This window comes from Virgibacillus sediminis (genome assembly GCF_042643265.1).
GTDB lineage: Bacteria > Bacillota > Bacilli > Bacillales > Amphibacillaceae > Virgibacillus_O > Virgibacillus_O sediminis.
Genome location: NZ_JBHRRZ010000032.1, coordinates 14392 through 38758 on the forward strand (window position 1 = coordinate 14392; position 24367 = coordinate 38758).

The 24367-nt window shown below is 41.5% G+C and carries 20 protein-coding genes, 14 tRNA genes and 2 rRNA genes; all 36 read right to left on the reverse strand.

Annotated features, from left to right (window positions below; translation table 11 throughout):
- Positions 1-107: 107 nt before the first annotated feature.
- Positions 108-1085, reverse strand: coding sequence for a catechol 2,3-dioxygenase (locus tag ACFODW_RS12525; RefSeq protein ID WP_390306968.1), 978 nt, complete (start codon positions 1083-1085; stop codon positions 108-110).
- A gap of 63 nt (positions 1086-1148) precedes the next feature.
- Complete coding sequence (locus ACFODW_RS12530; protein ID WP_390306970.1) at positions 1149-2360, reverse strand: acyl-CoA dehydrogenase family protein; 1212 nt, start codon at positions 2358-2360, stop codon at positions 1149-1151.
- A gap of 279 nt (positions 2361-2639) precedes the next feature.
- Positions 2640-4952 (reverse strand): arylsulfatase, encoded by a 2313-nt coding sequence (locus tag ACFODW_RS12535; RefSeq protein WP_390306973.1) that lies wholly within the window; start codon positions 4950-4952, stop codon positions 2640-2642.
- Between the two features lie 44 nt (positions 4953-4996).
- Positions 4997-5977 carry a formylglycine-generating enzyme family protein gene (locus tag ACFODW_RS12540; protein WP_390306975.1) on the reverse strand — a complete coding sequence of 327 codons (981 nt, stop codon included), beginning with the start codon at positions 5975-5977 and terminating at the stop codon, positions 4997-4999.
- 338 nt (positions 5978-6315) lie between these two features.
- Entirely contained in the window at positions 6316-8157 is a 1842-nt protein-coding gene (locus tag ACFODW_RS12545; protein WP_390306977.1) for a XylR N-terminal domain-containing protein, read from the reverse strand.
- A 448-nt stretch (positions 8158-8605) separates the two neighbouring features.
- Positions 8606-8926, reverse strand: a complete 321-nt coding sequence (locus ACFODW_RS12550; RefSeq protein WP_390306980.1) for a nucleotidyltransferase family protein — start codon at positions 8924-8926, stop codon at positions 8606-8608.
- A gap of 1 nt (position 8927) precedes the next feature.
- A complete protein-coding gene (locus ACFODW_RS12555; protein ID WP_390306983.1) occupies positions 8928-9329 on the reverse strand; it encodes a nucleotidyltransferase substrate binding protein in 402 nt (133 codons plus the stop codon).
- A gap of 352 nt (positions 9330-9681) precedes the next feature.
- Positions 9682-10665 carry a tRNA dihydrouridine synthase gene (locus tag ACFODW_RS12560; protein ID WP_390306985.1) on the reverse strand — a complete coding sequence of 328 codons (984 nt, stop codon included), beginning with the start codon at positions 10663-10665 and terminating at the stop codon, positions 9682-9684.
- A 1716-nt stretch (positions 10666-12381) separates the two neighbouring features.
- Positions 12382-12810 carry a bifunctional adenosylcobinamide kinase/adenosylcobinamide-phosphate guanylyltransferase gene (locus ACFODW_RS12565; protein ID WP_390306987.1) on the reverse strand — a complete coding sequence of 143 codons (429 nt, stop codon included), beginning with the start codon at positions 12808-12810 and terminating at the stop codon, positions 12382-12384.
- Positions 12765-13400 (reverse strand): histidine phosphatase family protein, encoded by a 636-nt coding sequence (locus tag ACFODW_RS12570; protein WP_390306989.1) that lies wholly within the window; start codon positions 13398-13400, stop codon positions 12765-12767. Before ACFODW_RS12570 ends, ACFODW_RS12565 begins: the two co-directional genes overlap by 46 nt.
- Positions 13352-14110: an adenosylcobinamide-GDP ribazoletransferase gene (gene cobS / locus ACFODW_RS12575; RefSeq protein ID WP_390306991.1), complete on the reverse strand. Its 759-nt coding sequence runs from the start codon at positions 14108-14110 to the stop codon at positions 13352-13354. The genes ACFODW_RS12570 and cobS overlap by 49 nt, the downstream gene beginning before the upstream one ends.
- Positions 14111-14113: 3 nt before the next feature.
- On the reverse strand, positions 14114-14659 hold the full coding sequence (locus ACFODW_RS12580) for a bifunctional adenosylcobinamide kinase/adenosylcobinamide-phosphate guanylyltransferase (RefSeq protein ID WP_390306993.1): 546 nt from the start codon (positions 14657-14659) through the stop codon (positions 14114-14116).
- Positions 14656-15741, reverse strand: a complete 1086-nt coding sequence (cobD, locus tag ACFODW_RS12585) for a threonine-phosphate decarboxylase CobD (RefSeq protein WP_390306996.1) — start codon at positions 15739-15741, stop codon at positions 14656-14658. Before cobD ends, ACFODW_RS12580 begins: the two co-directional genes overlap by 4 nt.
- Positions 15742-15759: 18 nt before the next feature.
- The gene (gene cbiB, locus ACFODW_RS12590; protein ID WP_390306998.1) at positions 15760-16740 is read right to left on the reverse strand and encodes an adenosylcobinamide-phosphate synthase CbiB; all 981 of its coding nucleotides are present in this window, start codon (positions 16738-16740) and stop codon (positions 15760-15762) included.
- 17 nt (positions 16741-16757) lie between these two features.
- Positions 16758-18269, reverse strand: a complete 1512-nt coding sequence (locus ACFODW_RS12595) for a cobyric acid synthase (RefSeq protein ID WP_390307000.1) — start codon at positions 18267-18269, stop codon at positions 16758-16760.
- A gap of 37 nt (positions 18270-18306) precedes the next feature.
- Positions 18307-18858: a cob(I)yrinic acid a,c-diamide adenosyltransferase gene (gene cobO / locus ACFODW_RS12600; RefSeq protein ID WP_390307002.1), complete on the reverse strand. Its 552-nt coding sequence runs from the start codon at positions 18856-18858 to the stop codon at positions 18307-18309.
- Positions 18859-18868: 10 nt separating this feature from the next.
- Positions 18869-19912 carry a nicotinate-nucleotide--dimethylbenzimidazole phosphoribosyltransferase gene (cobT, locus tag ACFODW_RS12605; protein ID WP_390307004.1) on the reverse strand — a complete coding sequence of 348 codons (1044 nt, stop codon included), beginning with the start codon at positions 19910-19912 and terminating at the stop codon, positions 18869-18871.
- Between the two features lie 292 nt (positions 19913-20204).
- Positions 20205-20588, reverse strand: coding sequence for a hypothetical protein (locus ACFODW_RS12610; RefSeq protein ID WP_390307006.1), 384 nt, complete (start codon positions 20586-20588; stop codon positions 20205-20207).
- An 18-nt stretch (positions 20589-20606) separates the two neighbouring features.
- Positions 20607-21359: a helix-turn-helix domain-containing protein gene (locus ACFODW_RS12615; protein WP_390307008.1), complete on the reverse strand. Its 753-nt coding sequence runs from the start codon at positions 21357-21359 to the stop codon at positions 20607-20609.
- 185 nt (positions 21360-21544) lie between these two features.
- Positions 21545-22516, reverse strand: a complete 972-nt coding sequence (locus ACFODW_RS12620; RefSeq protein ID WP_390307010.1) for a tyrosine-type recombinase/integrase — start codon at positions 22514-22516, stop codon at positions 21545-21547.
- 127 nt (positions 22517-22643) lie between these two features.
- A tRNA-Leu gene (locus ACFODW_RS12625) sits at positions 22644-22725 on the reverse strand.
- Between the two features lie 15 nt (positions 22726-22740).
- Positions 22741-22811, reverse strand: a tRNA-Cys gene (locus ACFODW_RS12630).
- 10 nt (positions 22812-22821) lie between these two features.
- Positions 22822-22896 (reverse strand) — tRNA-Gly (locus ACFODW_RS12635).
- 4 nt (positions 22897-22900) lie between these two features.
- Positions 22901-22975, reverse strand: a tRNA-Gln gene (locus ACFODW_RS12640).
- Between the two features lie 3 nt (positions 22976-22978).
- Positions 22979-23054 (reverse strand) — tRNA-His (locus ACFODW_RS12645).
- 13 nt (positions 23055-23067) lie between these two features.
- Positions 23068-23141: transfer RNA gene (locus ACFODW_RS12650), tRNA-Trp, on the reverse strand.
- 10 nt (positions 23142-23151) lie between these two features.
- Positions 23152-23236, reverse strand: a tRNA-Tyr gene (locus ACFODW_RS12655).
- 32 nt (positions 23237-23268) lie between these two features.
- Positions 23269-23344, reverse strand: a tRNA-Phe gene (locus tag ACFODW_RS12660).
- A 34-nt stretch (positions 23345-23378) separates the two neighbouring features.
- Positions 23379-23455 (reverse strand) — tRNA-Asp (locus ACFODW_RS12665).
- A 57-nt stretch (positions 23456-23512) separates the two neighbouring features.
- Positions 23513-23589, reverse strand: a tRNA-Met gene (locus tag ACFODW_RS12670).
- Positions 23590-23608: 19 nt separating this feature from the next.
- A tRNA-Val gene (locus ACFODW_RS12675) sits at positions 23609-23684 on the reverse strand.
- 4 nt (positions 23685-23688) lie between these two features.
- A tRNA-Glu gene (locus ACFODW_RS12680) sits at positions 23689-23763 on the reverse strand.
- A gap of 10 nt (positions 23764-23773) precedes the next feature.
- Positions 23774-23865 (reverse strand) — tRNA-Ser (locus tag ACFODW_RS12685).
- A 3-nt stretch (positions 23866-23868) separates the two neighbouring features.
- Positions 23869-23943 (reverse strand) — tRNA-Asn (locus ACFODW_RS12690).
- A gap of 70 nt (positions 23944-24013) precedes the next feature.
- Positions 24014-24129: ribosomal RNA gene (rrf, locus tag ACFODW_RS12695) — 5S ribosomal RNA — on the reverse strand.
- Positions 24130-24284: 155 nt separating this feature from the next.
- Positions 24285-24367: ribosomal RNA gene (locus ACFODW_RS12700) — 23S ribosomal RNA — on the reverse strand; the annotation flags it as partial.

Below are 24367 nucleotides of genomic sequence, written 5' to 3' on the forward strand. Positions count from 1 at the left end.
CCAACCATCCTTCCCTCTTTCCCCTTTCCAGTATTCAACAGAATTTATTTTTACCTAGTAATCTTTAAGCCTATCGGTTGATCAATCGCTTACATAATGATCCACCGTTAGGAATTTTCCACTGTTTCCTTGCTTCTTACCGGCGTGCCATATGAGAAGAAGTCTTCAGGCAATTTAGTGCCATGCCAGAGAATAGCCTGTTCTGTATCTTCACCCTTCCATTCTACTGTTTTCCAATCCGGATCAAAGATCAGGTAGCCTGAATCTCCAAACAGTTCTACACGGTTGCCGCCTGGTTCAAAGACATACATGCAAGATGCTTGGGAAACGCCGTGTTTAATTGGGCTTACTTCAATTTCGAACCCTCGATCAATCAACAAATCTGCAACATCACTTAAGTGCTGTGGATAGCCATACCAGTAGCAAATATGGTGAAGACGTCCTTCTTCTCCTAATGCATCACCCATAATAGCGATGTCATGGGCCAAGTTCGTAACACTCAACCATGCAGCAATATCACTATTATCCTCATTCAGGATACGCTCACGAACATTAAAGCCGAGTACTGCCTCCAAGAATTCAACATTTTTATTGGTTTCTTTCGCCAGTAAATTGATATGGTCCAGACGTCTTACCGGAACACCGCGGTTAGGGCGCCTTTGCGGGCGGTTTAACAAAGCAGTTTTCTCGACGTCAGAGGCTTGATAATATTCAACCTCCCAGAAAATCTCAACCTTGTGGCCATCTGGGGTTCTGAACTGGTAGGCAGGTCCATGACCGATGTCCCCATCAATCCAGCCAATGCCGTAACCCGCTTCTTCAATTGCAGCTACACGGCGCTCGAGAGCTTGAGGAGATCTGGCCCTTAATGCCATGTGACCTAATCCTGCCTCATCATTTTCCGTGATAATCAACGTATTATGATAGTGGTCTTCATACGCCCGCATATAAACGGACTTTCCTTGGCGCTCTACTTCCTCCATCCCTAAAATTTCGCTGAAGAACTCCACGGATTCTTCCAATTTAGGGCTGTAAATTTCAAAGTGGGCAAGCTGGGCAACATCAAAGATTGGTTCTTTTGTCATTGTATATCCCTCCATTAATTTTTTCAATTATAAAGATTTTCAATTATCGATAAAGTATTTGACTTACCACATTGGGTGTCCGTCAAATCCAAGGATCGCTTTTCCGTACCCTACCATTGCATCTTCATAGAGATGGGTTGGGTGTGCGGCAACAGCAATGAGGTCACGGACAAATCTTTCCGTATGCTGGTCCCTGTACAAGGAGTTACCTCCGAGTGTGATAATGATGCGGGTACCCAATTCGGCTGATGTTTTCGCAACATGTCCGCGCATCGCGAATAGCTGTTCCCGCTCTTCTTCCTCTAAAACCCGGATACCATTTTCCTGATAGTAAGTTAATTTATCCATATATTGATTGGCTACAGCTTTTAAAGTTGTCAATTGTGTTTTTAGTTCCCCGAGAGTACGCTGGGCGCTTCCTGCATCTTTTTCACTTGAGTTATTGTTATAGATACGGACGCGTCCTTTTGTCTTCTTCTCAAAGTCGCTAACCAGCCGTTCCAAACCGCCGAGTGCAATTTGAGAGAATCCGGACAGGAAGTATGCGATATAAGGAACGTTGAACAATTGGTAGTCCTCTTCGTAATTGCCATCCGGCGCTGTCGCCCCTTTAACTACTCTTGACAGTGGGAAGACATAATGTGGCGGAACATATACATCGTCTAACTTGACCCCATTGCTCCCTGTTCCGCGCAGTCCGATGGAATCCCAATTTTCCACGATTTCCACATCTTTTTTATGGACGATGAACAGGCTCAGCTCTGGCTCGGAACCATCTCTCATTTTATGGATGGCCCCAAGTGCAATCCAATCACACCAGAATACCCCACTACAGAAATTCCATTGACCGCTGACCCGATAGCCCTCTCCATCCGGGTCATCTGTCACTTTTCCAACTGGTGCAAACACATCAGCCATCAGGGCGTTACTATTGTATAGCGCATCGCGGCCTTCTTTTGGCAGGAATGCCGGCCATGTTTCATGGATAATGGAGAAATAAGTAATCCATGCAGCAGGTACACTATAATTTGCTACTGTGCGGATAATATCGCCAAAGGTATAAAAATCAAGATCGACGCCACCATATGCTTTTGGCCTATGGAGCTTATGAAAGCCAGCTTCTTTTATTTTTTCAGCGACTTCATCTGGTAATCTCGCATCATTATCTGCCTGTAAAGCATGTTTTTCGGCTAACTCTCCTACTTCTTTCGCTTTTTGGAGCAACTCTTCTCTATTTGCTGAGTTTTGGAGAACATTCAAAGAACTGGTCGACAATTTAATTCCTCCTTTGTTTTGTGTAAACGCTGTCATAACCGACAGCAATTATCTGATTGGTTTTATTATATTGGGATTCCGTGCCTTAAGATAGCTATTTAAAGTGTGAAAATTAACTATTTTTTAAAAGAAATATACTAATTGATGGCTGAAACCTCTGTAAACATGGGAGCTCACTAAAAGCATTTTCAGCTCGAGTTTGGTCGATTTTATTGTTTTTTCATAGAAAGTCCTAAAGCCATGAAAAAGGAGCGGTCTCTAAACCGCTCCTCAAGGTGCTTATTCAGCCAATATATATTCACTTTCTTCAAAATCGTATTGAACCTTTTCAATTTCACCGGTGAATGGGAAGCTTCCCTCATCTGCATATTCAGGGCTTACAGGATATAGTAGATCTTTTCCAATATCCAGCCCTTCAAAAGATGTTTTAAGCGGCAGTGTGATTATTTCAGTTTCTCCAATAAGTTCCTTATTAACGAATAAGCTGCCTGTCCCTTGGTTCTTGCCAGTATTTTCAAAGCTGTAGGTAATCAGATTCTCCCCCTCATCTAACTTTTTATCCGAGGTGATGATGAATCTATCTGTACCATTATGATATTCGTAGTGGAGCCTATTTTCTTTCACATAGAAGGTATATCCGCTTTTATCATTACCTAAAGCCAACAGCACACCTTCGTCTCCTTTATTATAATTAATTGGAATAGTGATCTCATGGTTACGGTCCAATGTCAGCGGTGCAGCCGATTCACTTAAATGGGACATTCCTGGATAATACGTAAACGATGACTTTGCCCTCATATTACCCTCTGGCACATTACCTAGACCTTCCAGGAAATTTTCTGATAACGGGAATACATTATTCTTTTCCGCTTCCTCATTCCACAGGCCAATAAGTTCCTCGAGTAACTCTGGATGATCAGCCGCTACATTATTCAACTCTGAAAAATCTTCTGTTACGTTGTAAAGCTCCCATTCATCTTCTTCAAAATCTGTGCCTGGTTCATGAACGGAAATTGCTTTCCATCCATCATGATAAATTGTGCGTTTTCCGCTATGCTCAAAGTATTGAGTATTCTTGCCTGTCTCCACATCCGGCTTATCAAATGTTTCTGCAAAGCTGATACCTGTTACGTCCATTTGCTCAACGCCATTCAATTGATCTGGTGTATCAATTCCAAGGACATCATAAATCGTTGCTGTAATATCACTGACATGTGTAAACTGCTCCCTGACTTCCCCTTCTGCCTCCATACCATTCGGCCAGTGGACAATCATAGGAGTGCGTATTCCTCCCGCATGTGTGGAACCTTTAAATCCCGCAAACGGTGTATTACTGACTTGTGACCAGCCTGAAGGATAATCACTGTTCGTCTGTTCCCCGCCAATTTGGTCGTATTTCTCCATCAATGACTCAAATTCTGCAGGGACTTTATTATAAGCAAGGGCTTGATTCACAGCACCATGTTCTCCGCCTGAGAAGCTGGCACCATTATCGGAAATCAATACGATGAGCGTATTATCCAACTCCCCCATTTCCTCTAAGGAATCCATTAATTTGCCAATTTGTTCATCAGTGTGGGTTAAGAATCCTGCATAGGTCTCCATAAAGCGAGCATAAAGTTTCTTTTGGTCGTCGTTCAGGCTATCCCATGCTGGAACATTAGGGTCTCGCGGAGCAAGTTCCGCATCTTCGGGTATGATTCCAATTTCCTTCTGTTTTTCAAATCGGTGTTCCCTGATGACGTCCCAGCCTTCATCGTATTTACCCTCATACATTTCGATATATTCTTCAGGAACCTGATGTGGCATATGCTGGGCACCGAAAGCAAGATACATGAAGAACGGATCATCTGGCCGGATGGATACATGGTCAGTGATATTTTGTTCCGCATTTGCAACAATATCTTCGGAATAATGGTAGCCCTCTTCATCTGGGAAAGGTACTGGGCTGTTATCCCTAAATAATTCAGGACGGAACTGGTCAGAAGAGTCCTCTAAGTTTCCATAGTATCGATCAAATCCTCTTCCAAGCGGCCACCTATCATATGGACCAGCTGGAGAAAGTTCGACTGTCGGTGTGATATGCCATTTTCCAAGTCCGTAGTTTGTATAGCCATTCTCCCCAAGCACCTCTGTTACAAAACCAGCTTCCTTGGGTATTTTAGCTCTGCGGCTTGGATCTCCTTCTCCAAAATCGAAGTTTGCCACATTCCCCATGCCAACAGCGTGATTATTTCTTCCTGTCAGTAAGGAGGCCCGTGTTGGAGAACAAACTGGTGCCGCATGGAAGTTGTTATACTTCAACCCATTTTCTGCCAGTTCATCAATATTTGGGGTGCTTATTTCAGATCCGAAACTGCCCAGATCGGAAAAACCGGCATCATCTAATACTACATACATCACATTCGTCTTTTCATCTGTCATTGCTTGGTTTTCTGCGTCTTCTTGGGGTGCTTTATTAGCACCAGCTTCTTCCGTCTGTGCTTGACATCCCCCTAATAGAATTGCTGCTGACAAAGCCGCCGTACCTACCATGGGAAATTTATTGACGTATTTTGCCCATGGCTTGTCTTCCCTTTTTTTATATTCCAAGCTCTTTTTCCTCCTTTATACGGTAGATTTGTAACATCGTAATTTTAAAGATCCGTGACACAGCGAAAACCTATATTTCCTGATGCACTATTCGGGGTGTTTTTTGACCTTGCTGCTACTCGATAACGATTGCAATAGGAATGATGGCAAAGATACGAGCCTCCACGCATAACACGGAAATCACCTGATTTTGGCCCTTTAGGATTTTTTCTTCCGCCACGATCCCGTACACTCCTCGCGAACCAATCAGAACACCATTCCCATACATTACCTACCATATGGTGAAGGCCATATCCATTCGGCGGAAATGCTTCGACTGGTGCGGTACCTTTATACCCGTCTTCTGCCGTGTTTGTCTTTGGAAACTCCCCTTGCCAGATATTGCAAAGATGTTCGCCATTTGGTGTTAGATCATCTCCCCACGGGAATTTCTTCCGTTCTAATCCGCCACGTGCCGCAAATTCCCACTCAGCCTCTGTCGGCAGTCTTTTTCCCGCCCATTCACAATAAGCCCTGGCATCATTCCATGACACATGTACAACAGGATGATCCATTTTATCCTCTATGGTAGAGTCCGGTCCTTCGGGGTGCTTCCATGACGCTCCCTGTACGACGAGCCACCATGGTGTCTGCTGAACGACTTGCTTTACTTTGCGTTTGGTTTGATTACTGACGAATTGATAGAAAACAAACGACCAGCCAAATCGCTCCGACTCGGTAATGTAACCTGTGTCCTGTACGAAGTCATGAAATTCCTTATTTGTCACCGTATGGGCATCCATATAAAATGGATCTACTATTACCTTTCTGACCGGCCCCTCTCCATCTTCCGGATAACCTTCCTTATCCTTCGTCCCCATAAAGAAACTACCACCAGGAATATAAATCTGTTTAGCAGCTGACTCTACTTCCACAGCTGATTGTCTGTTTTCCTCGAAACGTGGTACGTGTGCAGGATCATCGTCTACCTGTACAATGTCACTCCGACTCATACTGCAGCAATGTGATGTATTACTCTTCTCCATCCGAATCCTCCCCCTCGTTTTAATGGTCCTATAACTCTTCCACCAGCTGTTTTTTGAAGAAGTGTTTAAATAACTGGCCGATAATTAACCCCCTTTTATGTAAGCGTTATCACATTTAGTTATTATTATATTTACCTTACACTTCTGAAGTTAGCTATCTAATATACGAAAATTTTATATTTTTAGAATGATATATACTAATTGATTATATAAATTATTTAAAAATATGTAAATAGTTTGTATAAACTAGATTGCTAAATAAAAACCCTAGAGTAAATCAGTAAGGACTTCACTGATTCTTCTAGGGTTTCTTTTGCATATTTAATAATGAGAAATGGTCAGATTGTAATTTTCCCTTTTGCTTTTAAAACATTTAATGCCATATACACTGAAAAAACACTTCTTGTATCATCCAGGTCGATATCTAAAATTTCGCTGATCTTAGATAAACGATAACGCAATCCACTTATAGACATGGCAATGGCTTTTGCCGTGTTATTGATATTTAGACCGTTCTCTACATAGGCGTACAGCGTTTGAATTAAATCCGAATTTTTGTCCGCTTCAAGCAATGCCCCTACCTGTTTATTCACAAAGCGATTAATTAATGATTCATCTGGTATTTGAAACAGAACACTCTCAATCCCCAGGTCTTCAAAATATTGAACCTGCTCATTTGGATTTTTCGCTTTTAAAGCTGCCAGTGTTTCATCATGCAATACAGGGATCTGGTCAATATTTTGTACAACAGAGCTGACACCCGCGTAAAACGTATAATCGGCATACCGGCGGGCACAGTCTTTTAACAACTGTTTAATGAACTTGGACCGTTTCATATATACTTTTTCGAATGAGGAATGATCAATCAACATGATGATATTTCCTGATTTCTGAGTGACGATCGTGTTTATATTCCTCTGCTTAAAAAACGAATTGATATGGCGGATCAATTCTTCATTAACTTCAATCTCATGACTCACCTCGGATGTATTGACATTTGTTTCCATGGTAAGCATCCAGTAGGAATCATCGGAATTGAAATTAAGATAATAGGCTATTTTATACAGCTCGTCCTTCTCTAACCTGTTGCTTAGAACATCACTTAGAAATCCGCGTCGTATATTTTGCTCTGTATTGATTTTAATGTTCTCATTCAGCATGATAATCGACGCTGTAAGGGAAGCCTGGTCGAGAATCATATACTCCAAATCATTGGGCTTATTTCCTTCTGAATAAAGAAACGAACAATAGCCCTTGATTCGCTGTTCAAAGTAGATAGGTGTCCGCAGTATTCCTTCCTCAGGGGAAATACTGATAAAGCTGGTGGTCTCCGTATTTAATTTCTCCAGATCAATATCCGTGTCTAGTTCAGCACCGCCGGATTTCACCATAATCTGATGGTCTTCATTCTCAATAAACGTAGGAAGGCCAGTTGTTTTATATAGTATGTCCACGATTCTTTCCAGCCCTCGTTTCGAAAGTAATTCATCTATTAGTTTCCGATTAATTTTATAGGCCTTATTTAAATAGTCGCGCTCGGTTTTTAGCTTTGCGGTGATTTCATCTAATTCCTGAATCATACTGGTAGATTGATAGTACCTATACTCATCTTCCAGCTCTTTTCCCCATTTTTCCATGGGCATACATGTGACTTCACAATTATCATGGCCCATTGCCCTGCATTTGGTTTCCATCACGATAATGGTCCTGTTTAGAACGGTTGACAAATAGCCGCTCGCATACCCGCACATCGTATGACAGACAGGCTTTTCGCTTTGGTTCCCGCTCTTTAAGAACTCATCCACCTCGAATGAATTGTACCAGGAGACTTTTATGGACTGTAAATCTTTTTCCTTATCATATTCAACATCATCCACTTCCACATTATCAACATATCCGTGTAACATATGCAGTTGTGGGCCGGCATAGATCAGATCATGTTCATTTTCCCATGGAAAGGTCAAAACCTTTTCCCCATCACTGACACCATTATGCCAACCATATCGAATAAAAATCCCCTTGGAACGGTCGACCCCTACCGTTGTTGCAAGCTCCTTTTTCAAAGAGGATATGGCGGTAATTGGAATAGTAATCATGCGTTCATAAAAAGATTTGAGAGCTTCCTCCTTCGGCAATTCGAATATAGCATTTAAATTGGTGCTGCTGAGGTTCGTTCCCATGTGTAACCATCCCTCCAATATAATTATTGTTTCAATTGCTCTGCGCTAAAATAAGTAAAAATTGCTCTTTTTTAGGATTCATTTTTTTCACCGGTAACATGCTTTTCTATTGGGGGACCTATTTTACTAGCTTCACTCTTGTTCAATTCAAGCAAATATGACAGCGATTACATTTTATAACAATAGATATTTTCTAAATATTTAGATCCTAAATATTATAACACATGAACAGGCAAAAGAGAAGCGGCCATCCCCTTTTACGGCAGTGTCCAAGTAACGCGGTACTTTCCTATTAAAGTAGTTTAGGAAGAGGAGAAACTCCTATGGTTATGCTGGGACTATTGATGCTTAACATCTATAAACAAAGAGCCAGTCCCCCAACTCTTTTAAGGATGGGAGACTGGCTCTTATTAGTACTATGCATAAAATCCAACTGCTCATCAGAAGGTTATCCATAATTCACAGAGTTAACTCCGTAGATTATTTTCCCTTCTTCGTCAATATGAGCCTTTAAATTCGTGTTAGATATAGCCTCATAGTGAATAAGATCAAAGAAATACGGTAACGGATATTCCTCGTTCAGTAAATCAGATAAATGATATAAAGTCTTTGAAGTAATACCTTTTCCTTTTACCGCAAGATCTATATCAGATCCTTTTTTGTAATTGCCCATTGCTCTACTTCCAAAGATAATTGCACATTCTATTTCCTCAAACTTTGCTAGGGCAGTTTTTATATAATATATGTCACTCTCAATAAGTCCGAACATATTATCTTTCCTTTAGTAATTTATTATAAAGATCTCTAAATAAAGGCAGGAATTGTTCTTGTATCTCTTTCACTAACTTCTCAGCTAGTTCTTGGTCATAAGTATGGGTTGTTGAATTTCGTTTAGATAGAGCCTCCATCCAAAGGTGGCCATCTTCAATTAATTCAACCTGAAAAGCCTGTTTAATGGATTCTCTAGGACTTTTTGGAATATAGCCCTCTGACTCCAAATAATCCTTCAGTACTTTCCACGCTAATTCAAAAGTGGTCTCAAAGAATTGGATAATACCGGCTCGTTCTAACTCAGTTGAAATGGAATTAGACGAGTATTTTTCTAGGAGCTTGAAAGACTTTTCAAAGTTCTCAAATCTTTGTTTCCAACGAATATCCTTCATTTCATCCATGATTACACTCCTAATTATCATTTACTGTCCTTATAGCTGGTCTTCCATGAATAATATATATAGAACTTCTCATGAATTAACGTCCCAGAATTAAAAACAGCTGGTCTTCGAAAAGAAAAGGCTTCTTTGTATTATTATACCTTGTGTATTTGGATAAACAATCACCGTTTCATTTATTATACAAAAAAGAGACAAGGAATCATACCCTGTCTCTCTTCATCCAATAGTAATTTTAGTCCTGCAAATCAAAACATACCATTAAAGCATAAAAGCAATAGTTTTCAAACAGATAATGGTCAGTAGCAGAAGATGATATTTAACTTATGCACATATACCGACCGACCATTAATATCTATAATATACTGGGATCCATATTCTTTCCCGCAAACTCGTCAAGCAATGCACGCACTTCATCAGTGGACTCAGTCTCCATCAATTGATTCCTCAATTCACTCGCTCCCCGGAACCCTCGGACATATATCTTGAAGAAGCGGCGAAGAGGTTTGAATGGACGTGGTTCGAATTCCGTCGAATATTTATCATGGAGATCGAGCTGCAACCGCAGAAGATCCAACAATTCCTCACTGCTATGCTCTCTCGGCTCCTTTTCAAAGGCGAATGGATTTTTAAAAATGCCGCGCCCGATCATGACTCCATCCACACCGTATTTTTCAACGAGTTCCAGGCCCTTTTGACGATCAGGAATATCCCCATTGATTGTCAACAGTGTATCTGGTGCCACCTCATCACGAAGCTTCTTGATCTCCGGAATCAGTTCCCAATGTGCATCCACATTGCTCATTTCCTTCTTTGTACGCAGGTGGATGGAAAGATTGACAATGTCTTGCTCTAATAGGTGTTTAAGCCACTCACGCCACTCGTCTACATACGTGTAGCCAAGCCTCGTCTTCACACTCACCGGCAATCCGCCCGCCTTCGCTGCTTGTATCAGCTCAGCAGCCACTTCCGGACGGCGGATCAGACCGCATCCCTTTCCTTTTGGTGCCACATTAGGTGCAGGACAGCCCATATTGATATCGATCCCGCGAAAACCTTCTTTCGCCATTCCGATACTCATTTCTCGGAAATATTCAGGCTTATCCCCCCAGATATGGGCTACCATCGGCTGTTCATCTTCTGTGAAAGTCAAACGCCCACGCACACTGTGAACCCCATCTGGATGGCAATAGCTTTCCGAGTTTGTAAACTCTGTAAAAAACACATCAGGTCTAGCTGCTTCACTCACTACATGACGGAAGACAACGTTCGTCACATCTTCCATTGGTGCCAATATAAAAAACGGCCGTGGTAAATCACGCCAAAAATTATCAGTCATACCAAATTCCATTCCTTTCATTATGGTACCCAGAAAAAATCCTGTTATATCCCAAAATAAAAAGCAGAAATGCTTCTGCTTCCTTTATACTTATACCATGGTTTAGCACTTTTTATCAAATTGTAGTAAATGAGTATTATACCATAAAGTTACAAGATCCTGTTGCTATATCATGCATCTAATATCGTAATAAAATCATTGGGGAAACACCTTCAAACCATGCAAGTCCAATTGTGTGACCGAAATCAAAAACACTCACAAACATAGAAATATTAAGATTGGTGAGTGTTTTTTCCTTTTACCATTGGCTCATTTTTGACATCTGTGGTCGGGGTTGATTATGGATTAAAAAATTGATTTAATTGCTTTTTAATAATTGCAATCCGTAAAATAATATACTCTACAGAGTAGATGTAAAATGATACGCCGACTCTTTATTTAAAATATTTTTATTATTCAATCACATCTTATTGTAAATAAAAACATACCCATTAAGTGACTACTTTATTTATAGTAATCGATACAGCGTTTTCTGAGCTCTTCTCTTTTCTCTCGTGGATAATTAGAGTATTGTTCGTTTATACATTCGTCAAGAATAGCGTAAATAACAAAAAAACCAGGTTAAAAAGGACCTAGTATGTTAGTTTAAACTTATGCATCTCCAATGAGAAGACAAATAATTTCATAGCTTTTTCTTCATTGCTTTTATTACACGTTCTTTTGGGTCCCAACAATTAAATCGATACTGGTTTCGTATCAAAGCCAAGCCTTTCACAATAAATTCGTTTTCCAACACCTTCTTGTATTTGAATTCGAAAGTTTTTACATGTCGCACAACAATGATAACGATTAGTCATCAAAAACACCCCCATTTATTCTCATCGTTAGTGGTGCTATTGGTTGATAAGGAACTCATCGTCGGTTAAAGGATCTCTATTTCCGGGAAACGGCGGATAAATAGTTGGATGAAGTATATTCGCAATCTTAGTTAAACCTAGTAATAGTCTTGGTGAGGGTCTACAAAATAGTGGTTCCTCTAGAACATGTAATTGACTGTTTTTAATAGCATCCATTTGCTCCGACTGACTGTGGATGACTTTTGGATTAACCTTTTCCTTCTAAACACCAACCCATACCACGCACATCACATCGGGGTTTCTACTTCTAACTTCATCCCAAACCGTTTTTACACTTGATTGGTGCTTATCTTAGAAGAGGTTTCTGCCTCCTGCAAGCTCACTTATTTCGGTTAACCAATTGTCGGCACCAGGTGTGAATATCGGTTTCAGTCACCATTCCCAATAAATTTTTTTTGGATGTTCTATCTGTTTAGATAAATGATGATAGTTTTCAAGAATTAATTCATTCTTCCTGTATAACTGTTTTCTCCCATTTCTTTCGTATGTGTTACCTTTCCAACAAATAATAGACTGTATCCTACCTCGGTTAATGTTTTGGGGTTCGGAATAACTACATAGGGGATGTTTCTTTTTTCTAGCTCATCAATATTTCGTGCCATTCCAGGAATAGTAAGAGATGCTAACACTAAATCGGAACCTACTTTGGCTAATATTTTAACTCCTTGAGGCCAATTGAAATAGTTATCTACACCTATTAAGGAAGTCGTTAAACCTAGATAGGCTTAACAATTCGGTATTCTAGGAGAAATCGATTTAGTTTCCTAAGGAAGTTTCCACCTTTCAGCATAAGAAATCCTCATTTTAGTCTTTTTGCTAGTCCATTCCATACATAGTTAACCTTATTTGCCATTACGGTGGCATCCTGTCCAATCCAACCCGCTAGATCTCTTAGCCGCCTATCATTCTTTTCAAGAGGAACAATACCTTTACCGACCTCTAACATAACAAGGATGGCCTCATTATTCCGCCTTTGCTCTTCTTTTAAAAGGTTCTGAAATAAAGTGTTGAACTTTTTTCGAATTTCGTCATTATTTACATTTATTTTCAGCTCAGCCATAATCCACTTTTCCCAGCCTTCCATTACGAGTGTTGTGCCCTTTACCCAGTTTGTTTCCCAGTCAAAAACCGCATCTCCATCGTAAGCGGACACCCAACTACATTGTTCTTTTTGCTTTCTTACTATCTTTCTTTTTCCTGAAAAGGCACCGCCGATAAAGAGCTGCATATCCATTCTCCCTCCTGTTTTTTTAGTGTTAGTCGAATTGCCTGTCCATGTTTGATAGCTACCTCCCAAAAGGATACCGACGTGACGTAGCTGGAAATAAGATATCGAATCACCCCGCCATGGGTCATAATCAGTATGCGCTTGTTAACACCTAACGCACTTCCAATCTGTTGTTGTATACATTCATGGAGAAAACGGTCAATTCTAGCTTTAAATTGTCTGGCTGATTCTCCATTTGGTATGGGATTATCTTCCCAATTGTCGATCCAATTCCGGTATGCTTGTTTGTCTTTTAGCTGTTGATAGGTTTTTCCTTCCCAATCGCCAAAATTAATTTCTCTTAATCTTGTATCCGCACAGTATTTTAATGGAATTTGCAAATAGGCTAACGTTTCCAGACATCGACATAGATCACTCGTGTATACACTGTCAAAGCGAATCGTATCTAAGGTGTTTTTGAGGTCTTCTAATCTTGTTAACTGACTTTTAATAACTCGTCGGTCTGTATGGCCTATATATCTTTTTTCTAAATTCCAGTCCGTTATGCTATGACGAACAAAATATATATCCAAGTAATCGCCAGTCCCCATAGTTCGCCTCCCTCAATCGCTGTCCCTAATAAATCACCATTAATTCCTTTAAATTTAACTTTTACCCATATCCCCAAAAAAACGATAAATACAATGTACGATGGGATCAGATAAAGGAAATCCGGAAACAACCAAACGATACCAATGACAGGGATAGCGGCATACAGTCCGTCAAGCTTATTCACATTTTTCCGCCACTCCCATGCTAATCCTTGTTTTTTTGCAGCCGGTAAAGCTATAAGTAACACAACTGCACCCAAACGAGAAAAAGCAAAAATAAAAATAAATGAATAAATAGGTAAATCTGATTCAAACAAACTATAAATAAATATCGTCTTCCATGCTAGTAAAAAAAGAAGCGCGATGTGGCCAAAGCTTCCTACGACAGGGTCTTTCATAATCTCCCATTTTCTTTCTAAAGGAGCATTGGAACCGATTGCATCAGCAACATCCATCCACCCATCTAAATGTAATCCACCAGTCAGCCATACACATACCGAAACCGTAAATAATGCCAACATACCTAGTGGAAGATAGGGCGCAACGAAATATAAAAGAACAGCTAGGATAAAACCTAGAATGATACCAACTAATGGGTAACTCCTAATTGCCCATCTACTTGTGTTTTTATTCCAAGGGCATGAAACAGGAACCGGAATCCGTGTTAGAAATTGAACAGCTAGGATAAAACCAAAAATTAGTTGCTTCATCACTTAGCCCCCCTTCCAGTATGTGGGAATACCAACTTGAACTTGAACAACAAGTTCTGATTGCTGGACAATTATTTGGTGTAAATGCTGCAAGCAATACATGTAGGTATACACAACCTGATCAGAAGACGGGATTTCTTCATTAATATCGTTGGAAACAATCAGGAGATGAAATTGTTTTTCACGTGCAAGCTTAATCCAACTGTTTACTGCAATTTCTATCTTGTCCATACTATATTGTCTTTCGAACAAGACATTACTTAACCATATCGTTAAACAATCGATTAAAATAACATCGCCTTTTTTACAATTAGAAAGAAAAGGCACAAGGTCCGTGGACTCTTCTACTGTTTTCCACGTATTAATTCGTTGCTTTTGATGAATCCAAATTCTTTCTTCCATTTCTTCATCACTTCTTTTAGCTGTAGCAATGTAATAAAGCCCACTATCCTGTTGGTGCTCCTGTGCTTTGTTATAAAACGATAGGGCCGTTTGCTCGGAAAAATGACTTTTCCCAGACCTTGCTCCACCAGATATAAAACTAATCACGACGTCTCTCTCCATTTTCGTAGAGCGGTAAGTAACTGTTCATTTTCTTCCTTTGAGCGAATTGCAATCCGTAGATACTTACCATTTAACCCTTTAAAGTTATGCGTATGGCGAGCCAATATTCCGTGGCCCACTAAAAAATGAAACAGTTCTTCTGTACGTTTTGGCTGTAGGTTATCTCGTAATAGATAAAAATTCACACTGGAAGCGGAGAAGTAAAAATTCAATTGCTTTAAGGTTCGGTAGATATAGTTTGATTGCTCATGTAGCCAATTACTTGTTTGTTCTACAAATCTATTATCCTCAAGTAATTTTGGAACAACAGCATCTACTAGCCCATTAATGCTCCATGGGATTTGTTCCTTTTTTAATTGATTAATGATGGAAGCATCAGCCATCATATACCCAATTCTTAACCCAGGAATGGTGTACATTTTTGTTAAGGAGCGGAATAAGATTAAGTTTGAATAGGTGTGTAACCATGCTGAAAGAGTAGGAATGGAAGCGGGTAAAAAGTCAACAAATGCCTCATCCACAGCGATATAAGTATCTGTTTTTTTTCCTTCTTCTAAAAGGACTTTTATATCTTCCTCTGGGATTACTGTTCCTGAAGGGTTGTTTGGACGGCAAAGAAAAAGAATATTTTTATCCGTTAGTTTTTCCGTAATCGTCTCCATTGGTAATTTAAAATTATTTTCTTGTTTATAGAAGATATCTTCCACATCGATATGATAATGTTTGCAGGCTCGTTCATATTCCAAAAAGGTAGGATGCACAATCAGTGCTTTCCCTTGTTCAAAATATTTTGCTACTAAAAAAATAGCTTCTGCTCCCCCATTGGTTAATAACACTTTGTCTGGATCTATTCCTTCATGATTCGCTACCCTGGCACTACTCGTTGAATAAGTCGGGTCTGGATAACGACAAATCACCTCATAACTGTTGTTTAATGATTCTTGTAACCAATTAGGTGGGCCTAACGGGTTTAAATTTGCACTAAAATCTAGTAATTTTTTTTCGTCGTTCATATGTAATAGTTTTTTTATCGCTTCTGGTTGTCCACCATGGTTTGGCCATTTCATCCTCTCACCTCATTTAAACTATTTGATTAGTTGGAGTAAACAAACACTTATTATCAAAAATACTAGCCATCCACCATGCATATACTGGATCGATCTTGTTATATCATCTTTCGTTAATTGTTTTAACTGATCTCCCATCGTTGCCCGTACAGACTTTTGGCCGCCATAATAATTAATACCACCTAACTGAACTCCCATTAACCCCGCAACCATCGCCTCTGACCAACCACTATTTGGACTTGGGTGTTTGTTAGCATCTCTACATGTAATTTTCCACCCATGCTTCTTTTTCGACCCTTTAATAATTAAAGCTGCTAGCCATATCGATAGCGCAGTTATCCTAGCTGGAATCCAATTAACTACATCGTCAAGCCTAGCTGATGCCCAACCAAATTGCTTATACCTTTCATTTTTATAGCCAATCATCGAATCCAATGTATTAATCGCTCGGTACACCATAGCTAGTGGTGCTCCACCAACAACCGTCCAAAACAATGGCGCGGTTATTCCATCAACTGTATTTTCTGCAACTGTCTCCACTGTTCCTCGAACGATTTCACTTTCAGGTAAGTCTTGTGTATCACGACCCACAACCATACTCAGCTGTTTTCTTGCTTCTGCTAAATCGCCAGCGACCAATGGGGTAAGAATAGCTTTAGCAGCAGCACTCAATCCTTTGATTGCAATTGTTGTTGAAACAAGATAAATTTGTGTGCAAACACCTACAATTGGGTGTAATTGATAGGCGATATATACAAGCAAAAAGGAGAGAAGAAATACAACTAATACCACTGTTGTAGTAAGGTAAATCCCTTTTATCCGTCTATTTTCACCATGATTACATCTTCCTTCTAAAAATCCAATCAGCTTCCCCATCAGTACGACAGGATGTGGAATCCACCGTGGGTCACCAATCGCTAAATCTAATAAAATAGCGACAACTAAAATAATACATAAACTTACAACTGGATCATATATCGTAGTAAAATGAACTAACATTTTTCAGATTCCTTTTCTTATAATTCATTCTTATGGAAATCATTCATTAATTGATAAATACGTGATAGTTGAACGTGATCACGAACAACCTTAGCTAACAAATCAAAACCTTCCTGCCTTTTTTGGGGAAAAGAGGTTCGGTTTAAAAGTGGAGCCAACCCTTTTTTACTCCTTATATCATTAAGTACGTTCTGCCGAAATGAGTCATTATGGAAGATGCCATGAAAGTAGGTGCCAATAATGTTCCTGTTTTCAGTGATTGTTCCTTCTGTTCGATCTGTTAGCTGGATAAAAGGACTAACCTCAACTTTAAAGTGAGGTTCCCCCATATGAATCTCGTACCCTGTAACAGGAATGATTTTATCCCCGTAATGGGCAAGTCCTTCCGACTGAACCGTTGTCTTTTCTTTAGTCATCTTGGTTTGCATCGGAATCAGTCCTAATCCTTCGACCTTCCCATGTGATGACTCCACTTCATATGTATCTATAATGCTCGTACCTAACATTTGATAACCTCCACAGATCCCAACAATCGTCGTCGTATTCTTTTCTGCTAAAGCCCATATCCGATTAGCTAGACCGGTTCGGTGTAAAAATTGCATATCCGCTAACGTGTTTTTGCTTCCAGGTAAAATAAGTAAATCTGGATCTGCTAATTCATCGGCCGAACGGACAAAGCGAACATGACAATCGTTTTCTTCAAAAAAAGGATCCATATCGGTGAAATTGGAGATCATCGGATGACGGATAACAGCTATATCAATCACTTTGGATGTATCCTTATGAGAAGAATAGCTGTCTAACACAACTGAATCTTCCGCCTCCATGACAAGGTTCTCGATATATGGAATCACCCCTAAAACGGGAACATTGGTATATTCTTCAAACCACGTTAATCCAGGCTGTAATAACGATACATCTCCTCTAAATTTATTAATGATAACCCCGACTATCCGTTTACGATCTTCTGGTTGGAGGAGTTGCAAGGTTCCTACTAAACTAGCAAAAACCCCACCCTTTTCAATGTCCCCCACCAAAATAACTGGTGCTTTTGCGATTTGTGCTACCCGCATATTGACAAGCTCCCTGTCATTTAAATTGATCTCAGCGGGACTACCTGCGCCTTCAATCACAATCCGATCATAACTCGTAGATAATCGATGGTAAGATTCTCTTATTAACTGTAACCCTTGTTGGAAAAAATCTTGCCGATATTCGCCTGCCTGCATATTTTTAAATGGCTTGCCATGTACAACAATTTGAGATTGGTAGGCCCCAGTTGGCTTGATTAAAATTGGATTCATATCTGTTGTGGCAATGACACCTGCTGCTTCTGCTTGAACACCTTGGGCACGCCCAATCTCTTTTCCATCAGCCGTAACATAAGAGTTTAATGCCATATTTTGGGACTTAAATGGAGCTGTGTTAAGTCCATCCTGCGTAAATATACGGCAGAAGGCAGTTGCCATGGCACTTTTTCCGGCATCTGAATGGGTACCCTGAATCATTAAAGGAACGGCCTTTTCCATTGGCGTTACACCTCACTTTGACACTTTCACCTAACCCTTAAAGCTCAATCCCTTTCACTGCTGGGATACCTCTATCATAGTAATGCTTTTCCACATCCACCACGGAAACAAGGTCGGCGATATCTTTAATTTCTTGTTTGGCATTTCTTCCGGTAATGACGAGGTGGACATGTTCTGGTTTATTTTTTATTAAGTCCTTTACTTCCTCTAATGGCAACACATCATCAATCGGAAATTTGCCAATCGCTAATGCATTATTTAATTCGTCTAGGACAACAAGGTCATATTCCCCACTCATCACCGTTTCCTTTGCTTTTGGCCATGCTTTTCTTAATGCTTCTCGATGTTCTTCTGGGGTTTTGGTCCATGTAAATCCAATACCAAGCTGCTCTGTCTCGACACCTAACTTTTCTAAGGCAATTTGCTCCCCGTAGGAACGTCTTGGTGATTTGATAAACTGTAAAATCTTTACGTTAAACCCTTGACCAACTGCCCGAACTGTTAGTCCAATAGCTGCTGTCGTCTTTCCTTTACCATCACCAGTATAAACAAGTGTTAAGCCCTGTTGTTTTCTTCTTTCCTGTACCATATGAACCCTCCTATTGTTTATTTAATACTCCCACAGTATCAAACGTAGCCATTTCCTTTACCATTAAAGTTGCTGATTGAATGATTGGATAAGCAATCGTTGCCCCCGTTCCTTCCCCTAGTCTAAGACCTAAATCAATTAATGGCTTATTACCTAGTAAGGAAATAGCCACTTGGTGTCCAGGTTCTGCCGATTGATGTGTAATAATCATGTAATCAGATGCAGCTTGAGAGATTTCCTTTGCTAAGAGTGCAGCTACTGTACAAATAAACCCATCCACAAGTATCGGTACACGCTGACTTGCTGCAGCAAGCATCGCGCCTGTCATCCCCGCAATTTCTAGTCCGCCTACCTTTGCCATAATATCAACTGGATCCTTTGGATTTGGATTTCGTTTTACAAGCGCTTGTTTAATCACTTCTATTTTATGTTCGAAGGTATCGTCTGCAATACCTGTTCCATGACCGACTAGTGAATCGATCTCCGCTTTACTAAGAACAGCCAATATTGCACCACTCGCTGTCGTATTACCAATCCCCATCTCACCTAATATGAGACATTTGGCACCTTTATTTATTATTTCTAGCCCTTGTTGATAGCCAACTTCAAGCGCATCTTCTGCTTCTTTCCGGGTCATTGCATCTTCCTGATAAAAATTAGCCGTTCCAAACCGAACCTTTTTATCTATCAACCTTTCGTCTTTTATCGTCGACGTAACCCCAATGTCGATGATTTCAAGCAAGGCTCCTATTTGTCTACTAAAAACATTAATCCCTGCACCACCGTTTAAGAAATTTCGAACCATCTGCTCCGTTACTTCTTGTGGATAAGCCGATACTCCTTCATCAGTGATGCCATGATCGGCAGCAAATACTAACACACCGGGTGGTGTTACTGATGGAAATGCTTCCCCTTTCATTGCCGCTAATGAAATGGCTAATTCCTCTAGCCTACCGAGACTTCCAAGTGGCTTTGTTAGTGTATCTATATATCGACTTACCTGCTGTCCCATTTCCTTATTTAACTTTGGTACCGAATAACTATGATTAAACATACTATTTTCCCCTATCCGCTTGATACGCTATACATTTTTTCAGCCAATTTTCTACCATCCTAGGACAAGATCCAAAATGAAAATGCGTGTATCCAGCAACTACATTATTTTTCAAATAACCTTCGTTTTATAGACGATTGCATAGACGGTAGTACAACCCGACGGAGCAAGCGGAAGGTACTTCGGCATCTATTCGGACAAGGCGGAGCAACTGGACGGAAGCGGACGACAACTCCCCCGGGGCAATCTCGCGGAAAACTGCCGGCCGAATGAGCAAACCTATCGCTGGGTATCAGAAAGGTCGAAGCAAAAATTCCGCCTTCCCTGTGTCGATTTCGCCCGCTAATACCTCCGCCTTTGCCTGCGCCTTTGCTGGCGTTGCTTCTGCGGAAGGCTTGGCGATCTCGTACGTGAGTGATACCGGGAGGTCTTCGAGTAGGTCTCTCTTCTGTTCGTCCGAAATTCGGACAATCGTTTCGTACCTCCGGATGAGGTCATACGCCTTGTTCCGTTTGAACCCTACGGACTCTATCCACGACTGGAAACAACCGTACCCGTTCTTCGCCAGTTCGTCCTGCGCTTCCTTTAACTCGCGCCCCAGTTCGGTGTACGCTTTGCCCGTCACAAAATCGCCATAATTTCTCCGGTAAACGTTTCGAAAAATTTTTTTCAGCAAAATTTCTGAGACGCAAGGCTACGCCCCATAGACGGCAACGTGTAAATCTTCCCAGTATAGGCGCTTAAATAGGCGCTTGCACGACTGGTATAGGTATCCGTCCAGGTTCGATATGGAGCGCTCCTTGAACCGCCTTATGACGTCCAATAATACGCCCTCTAATGGCTCCCTGTGCGCCTCTAGGCGTTGGTCCTTTCGCTTGGAACGTAGAATAATACCCGTAAGCCTACGTAAGTCTTTGGCGTTGAAAAACGGACTGAGTGTGTCGTATATCGGAGCCGGTATGTTATTCCGTACTGCCTTGGCGGATTCTAATACGTAGTTATGTTTTTCACGCTTGCGTAAAGGTTCGTCCTCTGAATTGGTGCGCTCGTCCTTACTGGCGCTTGCCTTCTCGTCTACTTCGCTATCCGTCATCCGTTCGGACATAAACGGCTGAATAACGATAATACTAGCGCCCTTTCCGCCACTCTTCGGGCGGATCATTCCCACTCTGCGGATAATATCCAACGACTCTAGGCGATTGAGTACACGTCCGATAGTACGCTCAGACTTTCCGCAGCCTTCCGCAATCGTCGATACCTTCAAATGACTGGCGCCGGGATACTTAACGGAGTAACGGGCGATAAATCGTAATACATTCCGCATGGTTGCATTTAAGACGTCGGCGTGCGCCTTTTCGTGTTGGGATACATGGTGGTTTAGTTCCTGCTTGTTATCGAATGTTGCATAGTCGGATAGATACGTTAGATTGCTCGATTGCTTTGTCATGGTTCGTTGCCTCCTAATTGAAGGCGCTACACAACGTACATACGTTCGGTTTAAGGTACGTACCTGCCGAATATTTGACTATACGAACTTTAGACGATATACTAACGATACAGGTAGGTGCTAGTATGTGCTTGTTCGGATAGTATTCGGGCAGGCGTGTGCTGCGCCTTTTTTTTTTGCGTAAATTAAATGTTAAGGTTGTTTAGCGGAGAAAACGCTTTGTGTCTTTCCGCCACTTCGCTACTGAATAGATTTACATATACGCGTACCATTTCCATAGACGAATGGCCGAGTACTTTCTGTAATTCGAATATGCCGGCTCCATTCATAACGGATATTTTAGCGAACGTATGCCGTAGCGTATGTGCGCTTGTACGTACGCCCTTGATACCCGCCTCTTGTCCATACTTCGGAACAATCTTCTGCAAGCCGTGGCGAGTCATCGCCTCTTCATCTAACGTGATAAATAGGTGATCCGTCTCCGCCGTTCCACGTAATCTAATAAACTTCCGTAACTGATCCTTCATCTTCGCGCTAACCGGTACATAACGGTGAAAATGATTCTTTGTATTTCGGATAAATACTTGTCCTTCTGATAACTTGACGTCCTCTACGAGTATTCCGGCAGCTTCGTTTAATCGTATCCCCGTATCCAGCAATAACATCATGAACGTATAGTCCCGTTGGCCGGTAAAGGTGCGCTTGTCCGGAGCGTTCATTAGCGCCCGTAGCTGTGTCATAGTGAACGTTTGTATATTCGCTTTCCTGTCCTTCAATAGCGGATACTTCCGCATTGGATTCTCCGTAAGATACTTGTTATCGGATAGGAAGTTAAATAGCGTACGTGCTGCCCGTAGTTTCGTATTGATCGTCGTTGTTTTTAACTGACGCCTCTTCTGCATGTCTTCGATATACTCGTCGATATGATGGCGTAAGACCTCGTTAATTATTAGCGAATGGTCTTTCATTAGCAGATACTTGCGGAAATCATTCAGTTCCCGCCGATAATACTTAATCGTAAATTCTCGTAATGCTTTCCGCTTGGCGTCCTGGATAAATAAGTCTAACGCCCTGTCAAACGGCAATATGTCGGCAGTAAGTGTAGACGATATTACGTCGATTTGATCGCCCTCTAATACGTTCTTTCGTCTCGACAACGCAAAAAAGCCCCCTTCCGAATTAATCGGAAAGAGGCGTATAGGTTGCACGACTATTTTTCGCTACATATAAACGTAAAAATAGCGATACCTACGTCTGTAGATACCGCTATATCAGTGATTTTAGTACCGGTGGTCGGGTTCGAACCGACACTCCGTGAGGAACACGATTTTGAGTCGTGCGCGTCTGCCAATTCCGCCACACCGGCATATATGCGAAACAAAGGCGGTAACCGGATTCGAACCGGTGATAAAGGTTTTGCAGACCTCTGCCTTACCACTTGGCTATACCGCCACATGGGAAATGGAGCGGAAGACGGGATTCGAACCCGCGACCCCCACCTTGGCAAGGTGGTGTTCTACCACTGAACTACTTCCGCATTATGGCTGGGCTACCAGGATTCGAACCTGGGGTACACGGGATCAAAACCCGATGCCTTACCGCTTGGCTATAGCCCAATATGGGGCGACCGGTGGGGATCGAACCCACGAATGCCGGAGCCACAATCCGGTGCGTTAACCACTTCGCCACGACCGCCATAGAAATGAAATGGCAGGGGTAGTAGGAATCGAACCCACATCAAAGGTTTTGGAGACCTTCGTTTTACCATTAAACTATACCCCTACTTAAAAGATGGTGGAGGGGGAGAGATTCGAACTCCCGAACCCTGAGGGAGCGGATTTACAGTCCGCCGCGTTTAGCCACTTCGCTACCCCTCCATCTTATATTCAAATGTTTAAATGAAAAAAAGTGGTGGCTCGGGACGGAATCGAACCGCCGACACACGGATTTTCAGTCCGTTGCTCTACCGACTGAGCTACCGAGCCATAACTTTTAAGGTGACACTTAATTTAGATTAAGTGGCGGTCCGGACGGGACTCGAACCCGCGACCTCCTGCGTGACAGGCAGGCATTCTAACCAACTGAACTACCGGACCATATTAAAATGTTTTCATTTACTTAGCTGTACTTTACAGTACCACTATTAAATAAATTGGTTGCGGGAGCAGGATTTGAACCTGCGACCTTTGGGTTATGAGCCCAACGAGCTGCCAGACTGCTCCATCCCGCGATATTGTTAATGAGACAAATGGTGGAGGATGCAGGGCTCGAACCTGCGACCCCCTGCTTGTAAGGCAGGTGCTCTCCCAGCTGAGCTAATCCTCCATGTTGGTGACCCGTACGGGATTCGAACCCGTGTTACCGCCGTGAAAGGGCGGTGTCTTAACCACTTGACCAACGGGCCATATTAAAGGTGGCGGAGAGCGAGGGATTCGAACCCTCGAGACCGCGGTAGCGGTCTACACGATTTCCAATCGTGCTCCTTCGGCCACTCGGACAGCTCTCCATATGGCTCCACAGGCAGGATTCGAACCTGCGACCGATCGGTTAACAGCCGATAGCTCTACCACTGAGCTACTGTGGAATAATTTCAATGAAGAATCAAACATGGTCTTGCTTGTCTCATGAAATGGGATATTTAATTAGATCTCACTGTCTGGCAGCGTCCTACTCTTGCAGGGACAAAGTCCCAACTACCATCGGCGCTGGAGAGCTTAACTTCTGTGTTCGGCATGGGAACAGGTGTGGCCTCTCCGCCATCGCCACCAGACAATTTGATCGCTTTTCAATCAACCTTTTAAAATCAGTCACAAGTGATATTATAATAGGTTTTTTTGAAAAAATCAAGGATTATTTTTATTAATATGTAATTAATTTATATCCTGAAAACTAAATAAGAGTAAATACCGTGACATGGTAAAGAATGTAGTTAAGTCCTCGATCGATTAGTATTCGTCAGCTCCACGTGTCACCACGCTTCCACCTCGAACCTATCAACCTCATCGTCT

What these genes read in the sequence shown, in the direction of transcription:
- ACFODW_RS12525 (WP_390306968.1), bottom strand. Translation starts at nt 1,085, where the DNA reads ATGACAAAAGAACCAATCTTTGATGTTGCCCAGCTTGCCCACTTTGAA.
- ACFODW_RS12540 (WP_390306975.1), bottom strand. Translation starts at nt 5,977, where the DNA reads ATGGAGAAGAGTAATACATCACATTGCTGCAGTATGAGTCGGAGTGAC.
- ACFODW_RS12545 (WP_390306977.1), bottom strand. Translation starts at nt 8,157, where the DNA reads ATGGGAACGAACCTCAGCAGCACCAATTTAAATGCTATATTCGAATTG.
- ACFODW_RS12550 (WP_390306980.1), bottom strand. Translation starts at nt 8,926, where the DNA reads ATGTTCGGACTTATTGAGAGTGACATATATTATATAAAAACTGCCCTA.
- ACFODW_RS12555 (WP_390306983.1), bottom strand. Translation starts at nt 9,329, where the DNA reads ATGGATGAAATGAAGGATATTCGTTGGAAACAAAGATTTGAGAACTTT.
- ACFODW_RS12560 (WP_390306985.1), bottom strand. Translation starts at nt 10,665, where the DNA reads ATGACTGATAATTTTTGGCGTGATTTACCACGGCCGTTTTTTATATTG.
- ACFODW_RS12565 (WP_390306987.1), bottom strand. Translation starts at nt 12,810, where the DNA reads ATGCAGCTCTTTATCGGCGGTGCCTTTTCAGGAAAAAGAAAGATAGTA.
- ACFODW_RS12570 (WP_390306989.1), bottom strand. Translation starts at nt 13,400, where the DNA reads ATGGGGACTGGCGATTACTTGGATATATATTTTGTTCGTCATAGCATA.
- cobS (WP_390306991.1), bottom strand. Translation starts at nt 14,110, where the DNA reads ATGAAGCAACTAATTTTTGGTTTTATCCTAGCTGTTCAATTTCTAACA.
- cobD (WP_390306996.1), bottom strand. Translation starts at nt 15,741, where the DNA reads ATGAAATGGCCAAACCATGGTGGACAACCAGAAGCGATAAAAAAACTA.
- cbiB (WP_390306998.1), bottom strand. Translation starts at nt 16,740, where the DNA reads ATGTTAGTTCATTTTACTACGATATATGATCCAGTTGTAAGTTTATGT.
- ACFODW_RS12595 (WP_390307000.1), bottom strand. Translation starts at nt 18,269, where the DNA reads ATGGAAAAGGCCGTTCCTTTAATGATTCAGGGTACCCATTCAGATGCC.
- cobO (WP_390307002.1), bottom strand. Translation starts at nt 18,858, where the DNA reads ATGGTACAGGAAAGAAGAAAACAACAGGGCTTAACACTTGTTTATACT.
- cobT (WP_390307004.1), bottom strand. Translation starts at nt 19,912, where the DNA reads ATGTTTAATCATAGTTATTCGGTACCAAAGTTAAATAAGGAAATGGGA.
- ACFODW_RS12615 (WP_390307008.1), bottom strand. Translation starts at nt 21,359, where the DNA reads ATGACAAAGCAATCGAGCAATCTAACGTATCTATCCGACTATGCAACA.